The following is a 14708-nucleotide window of genomic DNA, read 5'->3' on the forward strand; positions in this document are numbered from 1 at the left end:
GGTGGGTGGTTGGTTCTTTCCTCCAGGTTCTTGGGGGGAGGGCCGTGGACCACCGGACCCTCGCGTGCGAGGGCCCGGAGAGGCCGGAAGTCCGCACCGGGCCGGGGCCCGGCCGGGCCGTGTCCCCGCTCGTGGTGTACGGCTCGGTGGTGACAACTGTCCGCTGAGTCCGAGCGGGGGCATCGAAACACCAGGTCGTTGTGGAGGCCCGTGGGACTCGGCGCCCACTTGCCGGCCCCGCCCCGGACATCATGTCCGTGGAGGTGACCGACCGGTCGACTCGCATGCGGTGACGGACTGTCAACTCGACTATGAACGCGGCCCACGAAGCTGCCGCGAAGGTCGATGCCGGACCGTTGGGAGCCTTGCTGTCACGGGCGGACACATGAGAAGGCGACGGCGCTCGGCCGCATCCTGGACCATGCCGTTGACTGGGCGTGCTCTGTACTGACCAGTTGCGGCGGCGATGTAGTGCCAGGCGGCCTGGCGTATCAGGACGCCTGCCTCCCCCCTCCGGTTACTGTGCGCATGCTCGAAGCGCCTTGGCCATGACGGCGGACAGCGGTGAGTCGGCGAAGGGCTGGCGTTCGCCGACCTTGGCGTACCCCCACGACTCGTACATCTCCTCACCCTCGGGTGCGCGACGTCGACCAGCAGGACGGCCGGATCGGTTGGACACCGTCGGCTCGCCCGGGGCGTATGGGGGCGCGGTTGGGCGCACGACGCCGCCTGTGGCTACCGAATGTCACGCTTTCGAGGCGCTAGCGGCATTCATATCACTCTGCGTGGGAATGTGATGCGCATGTGTGCATATGTATGCGAGGAGTGAGGATGGCCATCAGCGAGTCGCAGTCCCTGACCGATCAGGAGGTCAGGGTCTTACCCTTCGGGGCGAGTAGCGAAGGGCTCCTTCGGCGTGGGGATCACGCGCTGTTCGGAGTGAGCACAGGCAACAGCTACTTCAGCCGCCGCCATCTGGCCGATGCCATGGCATGGGCGCTGGAGCAATTCGCTGTCGTGGACGTGGTGCACGCGGACGTCGCTCTGGAGGCGATACTCGAAGCCCTCGGCTATGAGCCCCAGGCCGCGCGCAGGAGCGTGGCCAAGCAACTGCGCGGCGTACGGCGGCGCATCGACGGCGCCCTTGAGGACATCGGCGCGGCGGCGGAGCGCGTACGGGCGCGGCCGCTGTCCGCCTTCCTCGACCAGCCCGGCTACCACGAGGTGCGGGCGCGGACACGGACCGCACTGCGGACCGACCTGGAGTTGCGGTCGGTCCGCGACGCCATGGCGTACCAGTTCCTCGCCAAGCGGCTGAAACCGAACGGCCTGCCCACCCCCTCTCAGGTGCAGGCGGCACTCGCGTACGTGGACGCCGAGTTGCCGTTCTTCGTCGACACCCCACGGATCCTGGGTGTCGCCTCGTCCGTCCACTGCTATCACACCGTCCTCGCGCTCGGCCGCCTGCTGTTCGACGAACGCCGGACGGGGCTGCGCCCGGCCCACAACCAGGGCTACGCCATCGTCGAGTGCCGCGACCAGAACACCGTAGAAGAGAGCTGATCAGCCATGGCATCCATCACCACCGAAACCTCCGTGCCCCCTTACGCCGATGTCGAGTGGCCGCTGTCGCGGCGCGGGGACGTGGTGCCCGCCGAGTGCGCGCGGCTGCGCGAGGAGAGTCCTGTCGCGCGGATCCGGACCCTCACGGGCGACGACGCCTGGCTGGTCACCAACTACGCACTGGCCCGGCAGGTCCTGGAGGACGAACGCTTCAGCCTGCGCGACACGGCGGCTGCGGATGTACCGCGTCAGTACGCCCTGACGATTCCCCCCGAAGTCGTCAACACCATGGGCAACATCAACAGTGCAGGACTCCACCAGGAGGTGCTGCGCGCCTTCGGCCCCCGCTCCGGTCCGGCGTCCGCGGAGTGGATGGCGGACCGGGCACACGAACTGGTCGACGCCTTGGTCGAGGAGGGGTCGCCGGTCGATCTGCGGCAGCGGTTCGCCGAGCCGTACTCCGCTGCTCTGCTCTGCGAGGTGCTCGGCCTGCCGTACGAGGAGGGGCTGCGGCTCATGTCCGGCCTGGACCTCGGTTTCGTCACCAGCCCCGTCGTGTACGACGGCTGCACCGCCAACTGGGACAAGGACTACGCCTTCGTCCTCCGGCACGTGCGCGCTGACCGTGAGGCCCAGCGGGGCCTGATCCGGCGGCTGTGCGAACTGCGCGACGATCCGGAGCGCGACGGCGGTGACCTGACCGACGAGATGATCGCCGCCACGGTCACGTCACTCTTCGGTGCCGGCGCCATGAGCACCTATGTGTTCCTGCTGCACGCCGTGCTGACCCTGATCCGGCACCCGGAGGCGATCGACCACCTGCGCAAGCGGCCCGAGGCGATGCCGCGCGTGGTGGAGGAGCTGATGCGGTGCACCCTGTCGATCGGCGACGGACTGCCCCGGATCGCCCGGGCCGACGTCCAGGTCGGCGATGTCCTGGTGCGGGCCGGAGAACTGGTGCTGGTCTGCGTGGAGGGCGCGAACTTCGACCCTGAACAGTTTCCGGATCCCGAGCGGTTCGACCTCGACCGCTCGCCCAACACGCACCTGTCGTTCGGGGCGGGCCGCCACTTCTGCCCCGCTTCCGCGATCTCCCGCGTCCACGCCGCCGAAGCCCTCACCGTTCTTGTCCAACGCCTCCCGCAGCTGCGTCTCGCGCAGCCCGTCGACCAGTTGGTCTGGCGCACGGGCAACATCAAGCGGGTCCCGGAGAGGCTTCCGGTCCTGTGGTGATCTCACCGGAGGGCGCCGACATGGCGCGCCTCTTCGACAGCCTCGGCATGGACTACGAGCACGCCTTCGCCGGCCGGAAACAGGCCCAGATCGATGCTGTTGAGGAGCTGTCCTGCCGCCTCGCCCCCGGCTCCCGCGTCCTGGACGTGGGCTGCGCGACCGGCCGCCCCACCACGGAGCAACTGTGCGCGAGGGGACTGGACGTCACAGGCATCGACGTCTCCGAGGTCATGCTGGACCACGCCCGACGTCAGGTGCCCCAGGCGCGCCTTGTCCTGGCCGACATCTTCTGCGACACCGCCGACCTGGGCGTGTACGACGCCGTCGTGTGCCTGTTCTGCCTCGTCAACCTGCCCGAACCCCACTTCGTCGAAGGGCTGCGGCGACTCGCCGCCCGCACCGTGCCGGGCGGAACCGTGCTGGTCGCGGTGCCGGAGTTCCAGGGCATCGAAGAGGTGCCGTTCCTCGACCTGACCTACCGTCCCGTGCGCTGCCTGCGCGAGGACGTCCACCGTTACGCCCAGTCGGCCGACCTGGAGGTCGAGCGCGTGGAGGCCCACATCGAGCCCGCGCCGGACGGCCAGGACTCACCTGGGAGAAGTCTGTTTCTTTGGGCGAGAACCCCGGCCTAGGCGTGTCTGATACGAAGTCGTCCTGGCCGGGGCATGGCCGGGCCGAGACGGCGGCGACGGAACGGGAACGGAGGTCCTTCAGGGCTCCGGAGGTCAGGCAGCCGTAGCAGGGCGTGGCTCGCCGTGGAAGACCTGACTGGTGTGCCAGTCGCGGTGGGCGGCCGCGACGGGGCGCGTGCCCGGCTGCGGGCCGACGAGCGGACGGCCCGCGAGGGCTGTCACGTGCTCACGGGCGGCGGGGCTGTGGCCGATGAAGCGTTGCGAGACCAGGATGCGGTGACCTCCCCCACTCTCGGCTTCGCTCGAGCGGGGGGACCCCCATCCGACACCGAGGACGCCCTTGTCGAAGAGCTTGTGGTGCAGCGAGCACAGACAGAGCCCGTTCTCGACGTCGTCGGGGCCGCCGAACGCCCACCAGCGCACATGGGCGGCCTCCAGCCCGACCGGTACGACGCCGATCCTGCCGTCGTAACCGCAGAAGGCGCACCGGTACTCGTAAGCGGTCAGTACCCGTTCCCGCATCCCTCGGTCCCGCTGCCTGCGCGTCGTCGAGAGCCCCTCGGTCTCCGCCGGCTCCAGTTCCAGGCCGGCGGCTTCGCACAGCTCACTGTGGAGGGAGGGCGGGAAGTGCAGATCGAGCAGCAGCCGCGCGATCCTGCCGAGCAGCGCCGGTTCGCGTCGCAGAGCCGCTCTCAGGTCCTGGGAGAGCCGCCCGGTGGCCCCCGTCTCCCGAAGATCCCGCACTCCGCTTCCGGGGCTGCCGGGCCCGCGGTCGGTGCGTACCTCCCACACTCCGTCGCTCACCAGGTGATGGAACGGGTAGGCGGGCGTCGTCCTGTTGGGCGGCCCGTACTCGGCGAGCAGCCGCTGCAGGTCCTGCTCCACCGCGCTGTACCGCAACGCGCCGTCGGCATCCTCCTGGAACCGGCCGAGGGCGTAGAGGAGCAGTAGCGGCTTGTGCGGAGCACGCGTTCCGCTCCTGCTCCACTGCCTCAGCTTCGCGGTGCGCTCCAGCCAGTCCATGGGCGGTGATGGTACTGACGTTCTGGCCGTATGTGTGCTGACCTGCTGAAAAGACTCTCGGTCTCATCCCTTGACCGCGGAGCTGGCGACTCCCTGGACGAACCAGCGCTGGAAGAAGGCGAAGACGACCAGGACGGGCAGGACGAGGAGGACCCCGAAGGCGAGGATCTGCCCCCAGTCCGGGGGCTGTTGGCCCTGGAAGACGCTCATCTCCAGGGGGAGGGGGCGGACGGACGGGTCGGAGACCATCAGGACCGGCCACAGGAACGAGCCCCACTGCGTGAGGAAGGTGAGGATCGCGACCGAGGCGAACACCGGTTTCGACATCGGGACGATGATCGCGAAGAAGGTGCGCCAGGGGCCCGCGCCGTCCAGCCGGGCCGCCTCTTCGATGCTGGGCGGGATCTTCCGGAAGAACGTGTGGAACTGGTAGATGGAGAAGGCGTTGGCGATGAAGGGGACCGCCTGGATGTAGAGGGTGTTGCGCTGGTCGTTGAACATGTAGAAGAGCGGTACGGCCACCGACTCGAACGGCACCAGCATCAGCAGCAGGACGAGTGTGAAGACGGCCTCCCGGCCGCGCCACTTCAGCCGTGACATGCCGTACGCCGCCATCGAGTTGACGAAGAGGCCGCCGGTCACGACCACGAATGCCACGAGCAGCGAGACACCCATGAAGCGCCAGAAGTAGCCGGTGCTGTCGGAGTTCAGGGCGTCGAGGACCTGCGCGTAGTTGTCGAAGGACAGGTGGGTGGGCAGGAATCCGGTCAGGCCGCTCAGTACCTGGTCGGAGGGCTTGAGGCTGCCCAGGAGCAGGTACAGGACGGGCAGGACGAAGACGAACGCCAGGATGCTGAGGACGGTGTAGTCGGCGAGGCGGCGCAGACGGCGCAGACGGCGGTGCGGCGCGAGGGTCGTGGCCATGGTTGTCAGTCCTCGTTGTCGGGCCGGACGACGCGGCGCTGGACGAGGGTCAGGACGACGACGATCAGGAAGAAGACGACGGTGATCGCGGACGCCTGGCCGATGTTGTTCTGGTCGAAGGCGGTGGTGACGGCCTGGTACATGACCGTGCGGGTGGCGTCCTCGTCGAGGCCGCCTCCATGGATGAGGACGTAGACCTGGTCGAAGACGCGGAAGGACAGCACCGAGGTGAGCATGGCGACGAACACGAGTGTGCCGCGGATGCCGGGCAGGGTGACGTGCCGGAACTGCTGCCGGCGGGAGGCGCGGTCGAGTTCGGCGGCCTCGTAGAGCTCGCCGGGGATCTGCTGGAGGCCGGCGAGCAGGATGACCATCTGGAAGCCGACGCCCTGCCAGACGGACAGCACGATGATCGAGGCCATGGCGGTGGCGGCGTCGCCGAGCCAGTCGAAGGCGCCCCAGTTTCCGAAACTCACCGCGTGCAGTGCGGAGTTGAGCAGGCCCTGGTCGCTGCGGGCGAGGATGAGCCGCCAGATGACGGCGACCAGCGTCATGGGGAAGACGACCGGCATGAAGAACAGGGACCGGAACAGGCCGATCGCCTTCAGCTTGCGGTTGAGGAGGATCGCGAGGGCGAGCGCCAGGCCCGTCTGGAGCGGTACGACGACCACGGCGAAGGTCAGGTTGTTCAGCAGGGCCCGCAGGAACGGGCCGGACAGATCAGGGTCGGTGAACAGCCGCCGGTACTGCTCCAGGCCGAAGAACGTGGGCGCCAAGGGGGAGCCGAGGCGCACGTTGTAGAAGGAGAGGACGACGGCGTAGCCGAACGGGACGCCGACGAAGGCGACGATCCCGGCGACGGCGGGCGTGGACATGAGCAGTCCGTGCAACCAGTCGCGTCTCCTGGGCCCTGAACGCTTCGGCCGCTTCGGCCGCGCGGACTGCGCAGAGGTCACAGGCGGGCCTTCTTCTCTGCCTGGGGGCGCGGTGTGCCCGGGTTCCATGGTCTTCACGGGGGTCCTGTTCCCGGCCGGGGCGCGCCGTCGTGTGCGAGCCCGCCCCGGCCGACGCGTCCTACTGGATCTGGTAGCCGGCGTTGTCGGAGAAGTCCTGGTCGATGGCGCGGGCGGCCTTCTCCAGGGCGCTCCTGGGGTCGGCGCCGCCGTAGATCGAGTTCAGGGCGTCGCTGAACTTGGCGGTGATCGTCGGGTATCCGGCGGTGACCGGACGGGTCACGGCGACGCAGGACCTGGTGATGTCGCTGTCGCCGCAGGGCCCCGCGAGCTGGTCGGCGAAGAGCTGGAGGGGACCGCCCTGCTGGTACAGCTCGCTCTTGGCCAGCGCGCTCTTCGTGGCGGGCGGGGCGCCGTTCGCCGTCGTCATCGCCGTGACGTTGGTGTCGTTCAGGAGGTAGTCGAGGAAGGTGCCGGCCGCCTTGCCGTTCTTGGAGCCCGCCCCGATGCCCCAGGCCCAGGAACCCTGGCCGGTCTTGGGACCGTTGCCGAAGTCGGGCAGCGGCAGCACGACCAGGTCGCTGCCGAGTGCCTCGCTGTAGGCGGGGTACATCCAGTGGCCGACCCAGCTCAGCGCCACCCGGCCCTTGGCGAAGGCATTGCCGTCCGTGTTGGGGTCGACATACGTCTTCCAGGACTGGAAGGTCTTCATCGCCGAGACCACGGCCGGAGTGTCGAGGGCGCCCTCCGCCTTGCCGTCCTTCAGCAGGGAACCGCCGGCCGACCAGACGACCGGGGCGAAGCCGTAGGTGCCCCACTCGTTGGCGTAGCCGCCGGTCTCCTGGAGGTCGAGGACCTTGCCGTCGGAGTCCTTGGCCTTGAGCGCCTTGAGCGCGTCCGTGAACTCCTGGGCCGTCCAGTCGTCGGACAGGCTCGTCGGGTACTTCGCCCCGGCGGCGTCGAGCAGCTTCTTGTTGCCGTAGATACCGAGCCCGGAGTCGTACATGCCCAGGCCGTAGTGCTTGCCGTCGATCTCGCCCTGCGCCTTGCTCGCGTCGGTGGCGTTGGCCATGGTCCTGGCCGAGACGTAGTCGTCGATGGAGGCGAGCTTCTTGGTGTAGACGAAGTTCGCCATGGTCGGTCCGTCGAACTCCATCACGTCCGGCAGCTCGGCGGCGTCGGTGGCGGTGATGGTCTTGGTGTAGTCGTTGCCGGGTATCAGCTTCAGCTCGACCTTGATCTTGTCCTGGGAGGAGTTGAAGGACTTCACGGCGTTCTGCAGGGCCGTGTCCTCGCTCTTCTGGCCCTGGTGGGCCCAGACACTGATGGTGCCCTTGCCGCTGCCCGCCGCGGCGGAGGCGTCACCGCCGCTGCCGCCGCCACAGGCGGCCAGGGCGGCCAGCGGCAGGGCGAGGGCCAGGCCCGTACAGGCCGTGCGGCGGTACCTTCTGTTGGTCGAGCTCATGATGCGTGGCCTCCGTGCGGTGCGAGGGTTCGAAGTGCGTCGGTGCTTTCCGGCGTGGGGAGCGGGGCCTTCAGGGCCGTCGGCCGTAGAGGGGTCAACGTCCGTAGAGGGGACAGGAGTTACTGGGGCCCGCGCGGGTACGGCGGGGCGGTCGTCTCGCGGAGGACGAGACGGATGGGCATCTGCACATGCCTCGGCGGCTCGGCCTCCGGCTCGTCGAGCTGCCGCAGCAGCAGCCGGGCGGCTTCGGCGCCCTGACCGGCGACGGGCTGGGCGACGGTGGTCAGTCCGATCACGTCGGCGAGCTCGTGGTCGTCGAAGCCGACGACGGACACGTCGTCCGGCACTTTCAGCCGGTGCCGCCGCAGGGCGCGCAGCGCGCCCATCGCCATCTCGTCGGACTGGGCGAACACGGCCGTCGGCGGCCGGGAGACGGCCAGCAGTTCCATCATGGCCCGCTCACCGCCCTCGACGGTGTAGTCGCCGTCCGCTTCCAGGGCCGGGTCGTGCTCGATGCCGGCGTCGGCCAGCACGTCGAGGTACGCCCGGCGGCGCTCGACGGGCGTGGTCCAGTGCTGTAGCCCGCTGGACCCGCTGATCATGCCGATTCGGCGGTGTCCGAGGTTCACGAGATGCCGCACTGCGCTCTCCGTGCCGGCATGGTCGTCGATGCCGACCACGGTGAAGCCGGGGCGGGGGCCGCCGACCGTGGTGGCCAACGGGACTCCCAGGGAGCGCAGCGCGAAGGACTCCTCCTCGTCGGGGATGAGGAGCGACAGCACGGCATCCACCCGCTTGCGGACCGGCATCTTGGTGAAGAAACGCTTGCGGGTCTCGGGCGAGCCCAGGTTGTACAGCAGGACGTCGTACCCGGCGGCACTGAACACGCGCTCGGCGGCGTCCAGCACGGTGCCGAAGAACCAGCGGCCCACGTACGGGACCACGACCCCGATCGTGAAGGTGCGTCCGCTGGCCAGGCTGGACGCCGAGCGGGACGCCGTATAGCCGAGTCGTGCGGCGATGGTCGTGATCCGATCACGGACCTCGTCGGACACGCCCGGCTGACCGCGCAGCGCGCGGGACACGGTGGATGCCGAGACTCCGGTGGCGCGGGCTACATCGGTGATGCTGACCGTCACGGCGCTTCTCTCCCGTCGGTTTCACGTCGCTGTGATCTGCGAGTGACGTGACCGTAAACCTGGCCTCGCTGTTGCGCAAGCGTTTGCGTTCAGTTTTACTTGGGCCGCTTCTCAAGTGAGACCTTCGAGGTCATGGGTCAGCGCACACGTTTGAGCGCTACGAGCCGACAGGAACTGTGCATGCGATACGCCCCGCCCGGCCTCTGCGTGAACGACTTCGCCCTGCTGCGCGACGACGACGGCACCTACTCCGTGCTGCACCTACAGGGCCCGTGGACGGCCGAGTTCGACCATCTGCGGATGGAGACCTCCTACGGCCGGGCCACCTCAGCCGACCTGGTCGACTGGCGTCCCGAAGGCACGGCCTTCGGCAACGGCCTGCCCGGCCGCTTCGACCAGCAGGCCGTGTGGACCATGCACCCCGTCCGGCACGCGGACGGAATGGCGATGTTCTACACGGGCGTCTCCGGGCTCACCCCGGGCGGCTGGCCGCTGCAGTCGGTCGGGCTGGCGTACTCCGACCGCACCGACGGCACCGGCTGGCGGCGCCACGGCACCGGACCGATCGTCGAGGCGGACGCACGCTGGTACCGCACCGGCGAACGCATGGGCTGGCGCGACCCGTTCGTCGTACGCGACGACGGGTCCGACGGCTGGGTCATGGTCGTCTGCGCCGCCGACGCCTCCCTGCCGGTCGAGGTCAGCGGCTGCGTCGCCTGGGCCACCTCCGACGACCTGGAGCACTGGACCGTGCACCCGCCGCTCATCTCACCGGGCGACGTCGACGAACTGGAGTGCCCGGTCCTGGAGCGTCTCGACGACGGCAGTTGGCTGCTGCTCGGCTCCATCGGGGCCACCCGCGGCTTCGAGGCATGGACCGCGCCCCGTCTGCGCGGCCCCTGGACCCGCCGCGGCCCCCTCGGCCCGACCGGCTCCTACGCCCCCCGCGTCATCGCCGCTCCCGACGGCTCCCGCGTCGTCCTGCACACCACACCCCGCCGCGTCGGCCTCACCGACTCCGGTGAACGCTGCCGTGGCATGCTCGCCCAGCCCAAGTCCCTTGTCGTGCAGGACGATTCGGCGCCTCACCTGGAGTGGTGGCCCGGGCTGGACACCTGGCTGGGCGAGGAGACCGAGCAGCCCGGTCCGCACGCGGTCGGCGACGTCACCGTCTCCGGTCGTGTCGAGATCACCCTGCGCACGGACGCGCCCGGGAGCGACCGGCCCGCCCTCGTCGTCGGCTGCGACGGCAAGAACCTCTGGATCACCGGCCCCGACGGCAGCCGACTCGGCGAGACCGTCCTGACCGAGCCCGCCTCGGTCCTTCGCCTCCTCACCGTCGGCGAGTACGTCGAGGTCTACGCCGACGGCGTCTTCGTCCTGACGACCCTGTGCTACTCGGGGCACCCCGCCCCGTGGACGGCGGTTTCGGAAGGCCGTCCCCGCACGATCCCGGTCCGCCCGGTCCGCCTGCCCGCCCCCGGCCGCGACGACGCCTCGGCCGTGTGGCCGGGACCGGCATCGAGTTGAAAGGCCCGCCATGGATGCCACTCCTGAAGGTCTCGCCTTCCCTGACGGTCTCGCCTTCCCCGACGGTTTCCCCTTCCCCGACGGTTTCCTGCGGGGAACCGCCACCGCCGCCCACCAGATCGAGGGCAACAACGTCAACAGCGACTGGTGGCAACGGGAGCACGAGGAGAACAGCACTCTCCCGGAACCCAGCGGCGACGCCTGCGACAGCTACCACCGCCGGCGCGAGGACATGGACCTGCTCGCCGAACTCGGCTTCACCGACTACCGGTTCAGCATCGAGTGGGCCCGTATCGAACCTGCCTCCTCACTTCTCCCAAGCGGACCTCGGGCGCACCAGGGTCCTGCCGCGAGCCGACCGCTGAACTGATCCAAGGCCGGCGCCACGGAGGTCACCTCGGTGGCGCCGCCGAGGCACATGTGCCCGCACTGAGCACTGGCCGCCCGACAGCCGCCTTCGGCACATGACGAGAGCGGGGCCCGAAAGCCCCGCCCGACACCAGTGAAACCCAGAGGTCAGGGCCACACCAAGCAGTACGGCTGATGCCCCGCCTCATGCAGCCGGTGGCTGAAGTCCTGCCACTCGTGGAGCAGTTGGTACACGTTGAACGCGTCGCGTGGGCCGCCGCGGTCCGGGACCGTCGACCAGATGAAGGCGGCCGCGCCGACCGCTTCCTCGCCGATGCCGCGCAGCGGATCGACGACGGTCATGGGGAGCTTGACGACCGCGTAGTCGGGGTGGAGGACGACCAGTTCGAGCGGGGGCACCCTGTGCAGGGGCACGCCCTCGATGCCGGTCAGCACCATCGCGGCCATCGTCTCCGGCTTGATCTTGGTGAACATGCCGTTCATGCCGAGCTCGTCGCCGCCGAGTTCCTCGGGTCGCATCGAGATCGGGACGCGGGCCGCCGTCGCGCCGTCGGGCGCGCCGAAGTATTTGTACGTCACCCCCACCCGGCCACCATTCCTGCTCCCTGCCCGCAGCCGGTCGGCCACGTGGTCCATCCGGTCCACTCGGGATGTCCGGGGTGTCCGGGGGGTGCCGGGCGTGCGGTTGGTCCTGCCGGTCTGATCCATGCGATCCATGTGATCCATCCGATCCATACGGTCCTTACCGTCCATACGGTCCGGCCGGTCGAATCGCTCAGCGCCGCTGCGCTGCGAAACGGAATCGTCCTGGTGTGACCCCTTAGGGCCCAGTGGAAGCGTGGGGTCCGGCGAACCCGGGGGTTCCGGTGGAGCCGCGGGGTTCTGCGGTGCCCTGGGGGCGTGCCGATCACCCGTGCCCGTGGAGTCCTGATGGCCCGTCGAGCCCGGAGAGTCGAAGGAATCGAAGGAGTTGAAGGATTCGAAGGAGTCGTGGGATTCGAAGGAGTCGTGGGAACTGTGCGGGCCCACCGGGCTTCCGGGAGGGCCTGCCGGTCCGGGAGGGACCGGCGGAATCTGTCCACCCTGTGCCTGCCGTGCTTCGCCTCGTGTCTCGGTCGATTCCTCCGCCTCGCGCCGGTGCCTTCCCCGCCGGGCACGCCGCGGACCGACGTCATCGGTCCCCTCGCCCAGTCCGCCACCGCGATGCATATCTCCACCCGACTGCTGTTCTAGGACGCGTGGTCCCCGCCGCGCAACCCGATCATCGTGTCATTGTGACCTCCCCCGCGGCCGCGCGCCGAAACGTGCGTTGAAACACCTGTCCGCGGGAACTTCGGGGCCTCTGACACCATGGCTTGTGTGAGCTATCCGTACGAAGCCCCAGTTTCGCAGACTCTCTTCGAGCGTGCGTCGGTCGTCACGCCCGGCGGCGTGAACTCTCCCGTGCGCGCCTTCCGCGCCGTGGGCGGTACGCCCCGGTTCATGGTGTCCGGTACCGGTCCTTATCTGACCGATGCCGATGGTCGCGAGTATGTAGATCTTGTGTGTTCGTGGGGGCCCATGATTCTCGGGCACTCCCGTCCCGAGGTCATCGCCGCCGTCCAGGCGGCCGTCTCCCGCGGCACCTCCTTCGGTACGCCCGGCGAGGGCGAGGTCGCGCTCGCCGAGGAGATGGTCGCCCGCGTCGAACCGCTTGACCAGGTGCGGCTCGTGTCCAGCGGGACCGAGGCCACCATGTCCGCCATCCGGCTCGCCCGCGGGTTCACCGGCCGCAGCAAGGTGATCAAGTTCGCCGGGTGTTACCACGGTCACGTCGACTCGCTGCTCGCCGCCGCCGGGTCCGGGCTCGCCACCTTCGCGCTGCCCGACACCCCCGGCGTGACCGGCGCCCAGGCCGGGGACACGATCGTGCTCCCGTACAACGATCTCGACGCCGTGCTGGAGGCCTTCCTGGCCCACCCCGGCGAGATCGCCTGCGTCATCACGGAGGCCTCGCCCGGCAACATGGGCGTCGTTCCGCCGCTGCCCGGCTTCAACCAGGGGCTGAAGGACGCCTGCGCGGAGCACGGGGCGCTGTACATCTCCGACGAGGTCATGACCGGGTTCCGGACCAGCCGCAGCGGGTGGTACGGGATCGACGGCGTCCGGCCCGATCTCATGACCTTCGGGAAGGTCATGGGGGGCGGGTTCCCGGCCGCCGCCTTCGGGGGGCGTGCCGATGTCATGGCGCACCTCGCGCCCGCCGGGCCCGTCTACCAGGCCGGCACGCTGTCCGGGAACCCGGTCGCCACCGCCGCCGGGCTCGCCCAGCTCCAGTTGCTCGACGACGCCGCGTACGACAAGGTCAATGCCGTCTCCGAGCAGGTCCGTACGCTCGTCACCGAGGCACTGAGCAAGGAGGGCGTCACGCACACGTTGCAGACGGCCTCCAATATGTTCTCCGTCTTCTTCACCGACCGGCCCGTGCGGAACTACGAGGACGCCAAGACGCAGGAGGTGTTCCGCTTCAACGCCTTCTTCCACTCGATGCTGTCGCAGGGCGTCTACCTGCCGCCGTCGTCGTTCGAGTCGTGGTTCGTGTCCACCGCGCACGACGAGCGGGCCGTCCAGCGCATCGCCGACGCCCTGCCCGCCGCCGCCCGCGCCGCCGCGGAGGCCGCCGCATGAGCAGCGTGAACAGTTCGGGCAACGGTATGGGCAACGGTATGGGCAGCGGTATGGATAGCGGTACGAGCAGCGGAGACATCACCGTCGTTCACGTCATGCGGCACGGCGAGGTCGCCAACCCCGACGGGATCCTGTACGGGCGCCTGCCCGGCTACCACCTCTCCGAGCTCGGGCGGCGCATGGCCGACCGGGTCGCCGACCACCTCGCCTCGCGGGACGTCACGTATGTCGTCGCCTCCCCGCTGGAGCGTGCGCAGGAGACCGCGACGCCGATCGCCAAGGCCCACGGGCTGGACCTCGCCACCGACGCCCGCCTCATCGAGGCCGACAACGTCTTCCAGGGCAAGACCTTCGGCGTCGGCGACGGCGCGCTGAAGCGGCCCGAGAACTGGAAGCACCTGGTCAACCCGTTCAAGCCCTCCTGGGGCGAGCCGTACGTCGAACAGGTCGTCCGGATGATGGGAGCGCTCGACGCGGCGAAGGACGCGGCGCGGGGGCACGAGGCCGTGCTGGTCAGTCACCAGCTGCCCATCTGGATCGTGCGGTCGTACGTCGAGCGGCGGCGGCTGTGGCACGACCCGCGCAAGCGGCAGTGCACGCTCGCGTCACTGACCACGTTCACGTACCAGGGCGACAAGATCGTGTCCGTGGGCTACACCGAGCCGGCGCGGGATCTGGTGCCGGCGCATCTCCTCGCCGGGGCCAAGCCGGTCAAGGGCAAGGACAAAGCGTTCGGCGCCTGATGCTGTGGGGAAACTGCGGGTCCGGGGTCTGCTGGGGCCGGTCGCGCAGTTCCCCGCACCGGCTGTCTCGGAACCCCGTGCGCCGTACGTCCCTCTCCAAAGCCGTACGCCTCTCTCTGCAGACGTACGGCTTTTCGCTGTGCCTGCGTGCGCCCCACCGGCGTACGCTCCGTCACATAGCGTACTGATGCCGTCATCTGAGCGTATCTCCGCAAAGTCACTGAAATACGTGCTAGATCGGTGGAACCCCCGCCTTTGTCGTGGCCTCTAAACCGGTGTCCTTCGCCTGACCTGAGGAGGACATGGCACGGCGAAGGGGGAAGTGATGCGCAACATCAGCCGAAGGGGAATGATCGCGCTCGGCGCGGGCGCCGGCGCCACCGCCGCGCTGGGGCTGGCTGGTTGCGGGTCCGTTCTGCAGGGCGGGGCGGGCGACGGCGGAGGTTCCAAGGTGCGGGGCTCGGGGC

The 14708-nt window shown here is 69.3% G+C and carries 15 protein-coding genes; 7 read left to right on the forward strand and 8 right to left on the reverse strand.

Translation table 11 applies throughout. From position 1 onward, the window contains the following. Together FPZ41_RS49015 and FPZ41_RS37805 are read right to left on the reverse strand one after the other, a co-directional pair. Positions 1-385: DUF397 domain-containing protein (locus tag FPZ41_RS49015; protein WP_322621239.1), on the reverse strand; the 385-nt coding region annotated here is incomplete at its 3' end. Positions 386-517: 132 nt separating this feature from the next. After that, positions 518-622, reverse strand: coding sequence for an acetyltransferase (locus tag FPZ41_RS37805; RefSeq protein WP_152868242.1), 105 nt, complete (start codon positions 620-622; stop codon positions 518-520). 209 nt (positions 623-831) lie between these two features. Here FPZ41_RS37805 and FPZ41_RS37810 point away from each other — a divergent pair, with 209 nt between their 5' ends. The 3 genes from FPZ41_RS37810 to FPZ41_RS37820 are packed head-to-tail and all read left to right on the forward strand — an operon-like array spanning position 832 to position 3428. Further along, positions 832-1563, forward strand: coding sequence for a tRNA-dependent cyclodipeptide synthase (locus tag FPZ41_RS37810; protein WP_194236360.1), 732 nt, complete (start codon positions 832-834; stop codon positions 1561-1563). Between the two features lie 6 nt (positions 1564-1569). After that, positions 1570-2796 (forward strand): cytochrome P450, encoded by a 1227-nt coding sequence (locus FPZ41_RS37815; protein WP_152868246.1) that lies wholly within the window; start codon positions 1570-1572, stop codon positions 2794-2796. Then, positions 2793-3428: a class I SAM-dependent methyltransferase gene (locus tag FPZ41_RS37820; RefSeq protein ID WP_152868248.1), complete on the forward strand. Its 636-nt coding sequence runs from the start codon at positions 2793-2795 to the stop codon at positions 3426-3428. The genes FPZ41_RS37815 and FPZ41_RS37820 overlap by 4 nt, the downstream gene beginning before the upstream one ends. A 93-nt stretch (positions 3429-3521) precedes the next feature. Here the strand turns inward: FPZ41_RS37820 and FPZ41_RS37825 are convergent, their stop codons facing one another. From FPZ41_RS37825 to FPZ41_RS37845, 5 genes are all read right to left on the reverse strand, one after another. Continuing rightward, positions 3522-4451: a phosphorothioated DNA-binding restriction endonuclease gene (locus tag FPZ41_RS37825; RefSeq protein ID WP_152868250.1), complete on the reverse strand. Its 930-nt coding sequence runs from the start codon at positions 4449-4451 to the stop codon at positions 3522-3524. 63 nt (positions 4452-4514) lie between these two features. Then, complete coding sequence (locus FPZ41_RS37830) at positions 4515-5375, reverse strand: carbohydrate ABC transporter permease (protein ID WP_152868252.1); 861 nt, start codon at positions 5373-5375, stop codon at positions 4515-4517. Between the two features lie 5 nt (positions 5376-5380). Continuing rightward, complete coding sequence (locus tag FPZ41_RS37835; protein WP_228023238.1) at positions 5381-6250, reverse strand: carbohydrate ABC transporter permease; 870 nt, start codon at positions 6248-6250, stop codon at positions 5381-5383. Positions 6251-6449: 199 nt separating this feature from the next. Further along, on the reverse strand, positions 6450-7793 hold the full coding sequence (locus tag FPZ41_RS37840; protein WP_152868254.1) for an ABC transporter substrate-binding protein: 1344 nt from the start codon (positions 7791-7793) through the stop codon (positions 6450-6452). A 119-nt stretch (positions 7794-7912) separates the two neighbouring features. Continuing rightward, the gene (locus tag FPZ41_RS37845) at positions 7913-8932 is read right to left on the reverse strand and encodes a LacI family DNA-binding transcriptional regulator (RefSeq protein ID WP_322621240.1); all 1020 of its coding nucleotides are present in this window, start codon (positions 8930-8932) and stop codon (positions 7913-7915) included. Positions 8933-9112: 180 nt separating this feature from the next. Here FPZ41_RS37845 and FPZ41_RS37850 point away from each other — a divergent pair, with 180 nt between their 5' ends. Together FPZ41_RS37850 and FPZ41_RS37855 are read left to right on the forward strand one after the other, a co-directional pair. After that, positions 9113-10462: a glycoside hydrolase family protein gene (locus FPZ41_RS37850; protein WP_152868256.1), complete on the forward strand. Its 1350-nt coding sequence runs from the start codon at positions 9113-9115 to the stop codon at positions 10460-10462. 10 nt (positions 10463-10472) lie between these two features. After that, entirely contained in the window at positions 10473-10832 is a 360-nt protein-coding gene (locus tag FPZ41_RS37855; protein ID WP_407698869.1) for a family 1 glycosylhydrolase, read from the forward strand. A 146-nt stretch (positions 10833-10978) separates the two neighbouring features. Here the strand turns inward: FPZ41_RS37855 and FPZ41_RS37860 are convergent, their stop codons facing one another. Continuing rightward, on the reverse strand, positions 10979-11467 hold the full coding sequence (locus FPZ41_RS37860) for a hypothetical protein (protein WP_152868258.1): 489 nt from the start codon (positions 11465-11467) through the stop codon (positions 10979-10981). 714 nt (positions 11468-12181) lie between these two features. Between FPZ41_RS37860 and hemL the strand changes: the two genes are divergently transcribed. Next, entirely contained in the window at positions 12182-13498 is a 1317-nt protein-coding gene (gene hemL, locus FPZ41_RS37870) for a glutamate-1-semialdehyde 2,1-aminomutase (RefSeq protein ID WP_152868263.1), read from the forward strand. A 38-nt stretch (positions 13499-13536) separates the two neighbouring features. Next, the gene (locus FPZ41_RS37875; protein ID WP_407698870.1) at positions 13537-14241 is read left to right on the forward strand and encodes a histidine phosphatase family protein; all 705 of its coding nucleotides are present in this window, start codon (positions 13537-13539) and stop codon (positions 14239-14241) included. The last annotated feature ends 467 nt before the right edge of the window (positions 14242-14708 follow it).

Source organism: Streptomyces acidicola (assembly GCF_009377235.1).
GTDB lineage: Bacteria > Actinomycetota > Actinomycetes > Streptomycetales > Streptomycetaceae > Streptomyces > Streptomyces acidicola.

Bases quoted from the DNA above. Each gene is read 5' to 3' on its own strand.
- FPZ41_RS37805 (WP_152868242.1), bottom strand. From the start codon at position 622: ATGTACGAGTCGTGGGGGTACGCCAAGGTCGGCGAACGCCAGCCCTTC.
- FPZ41_RS37810 (WP_194236360.1), top strand. From the start codon at position 832: ATGGCCATCAGCGAGTCGCAGTCCCTGACCGATCAGGAGGTCAGGGTC.
- FPZ41_RS37815 (WP_152868246.1), top strand. From the start codon at position 1,570: ATGGCATCCATCACCACCGAAACCTCCGTGCCCCCTTACGCCGATGTC.
- FPZ41_RS37825 (WP_152868250.1), bottom strand. From the start codon at position 4,451: ATGGACTGGCTGGAGCGCACCGCGAAGCTGAGGCAGTGGAGCAGGAGC.
- FPZ41_RS37830 (WP_152868252.1), bottom strand. From the start codon at position 5,375: ATGGCCACGACCCTCGCGCCGCACCGCCGTCTGCGCCGTCTGCGCCGC.
- FPZ41_RS37835 (WP_228023238.1), bottom strand. From the start codon at position 6,250: ATGTCCACGCCCGCCGTCGCCGGGATCGTCGCCTTCGTCGGCGTCCCG.
- FPZ41_RS37840 (WP_152868254.1), bottom strand. From the start codon at position 7,793: ATGAGCTCGACCAACAGAAGGTACCGCCGCACGGCCTGTACGGGCCTG.
- FPZ41_RS37850 (WP_152868256.1), top strand. From the start codon at position 9,113: ATGCGATACGCCCCGCCCGGCCTCTGCGTGAACGACTTCGCCCTGCTG.
- FPZ41_RS37855 (WP_407698869.1), top strand. From the start codon at position 10,473: ATGGATGCCACTCCTGAAGGTCTCGCCTTCCCTGACGGTCTCGCCTTC.
- FPZ41_RS37860 (WP_152868258.1), bottom strand. From the start codon at position 11,467: ATGGACCACGTGGCCGACCGGCTGCGGGCAGGGAGCAGGAATGGTGGC.
- hemL (WP_152868263.1), top strand. From the start codon at position 12,182: ATGGCTTGTGTGAGCTATCCGTACGAAGCCCCAGTTTCGCAGACTCTC.
- FPZ41_RS37875 (WP_407698870.1), top strand. From the start codon at position 13,537: ATGGGCAGCGGTATGGATAGCGGTACGAGCAGCGGAGACATCACCGTC.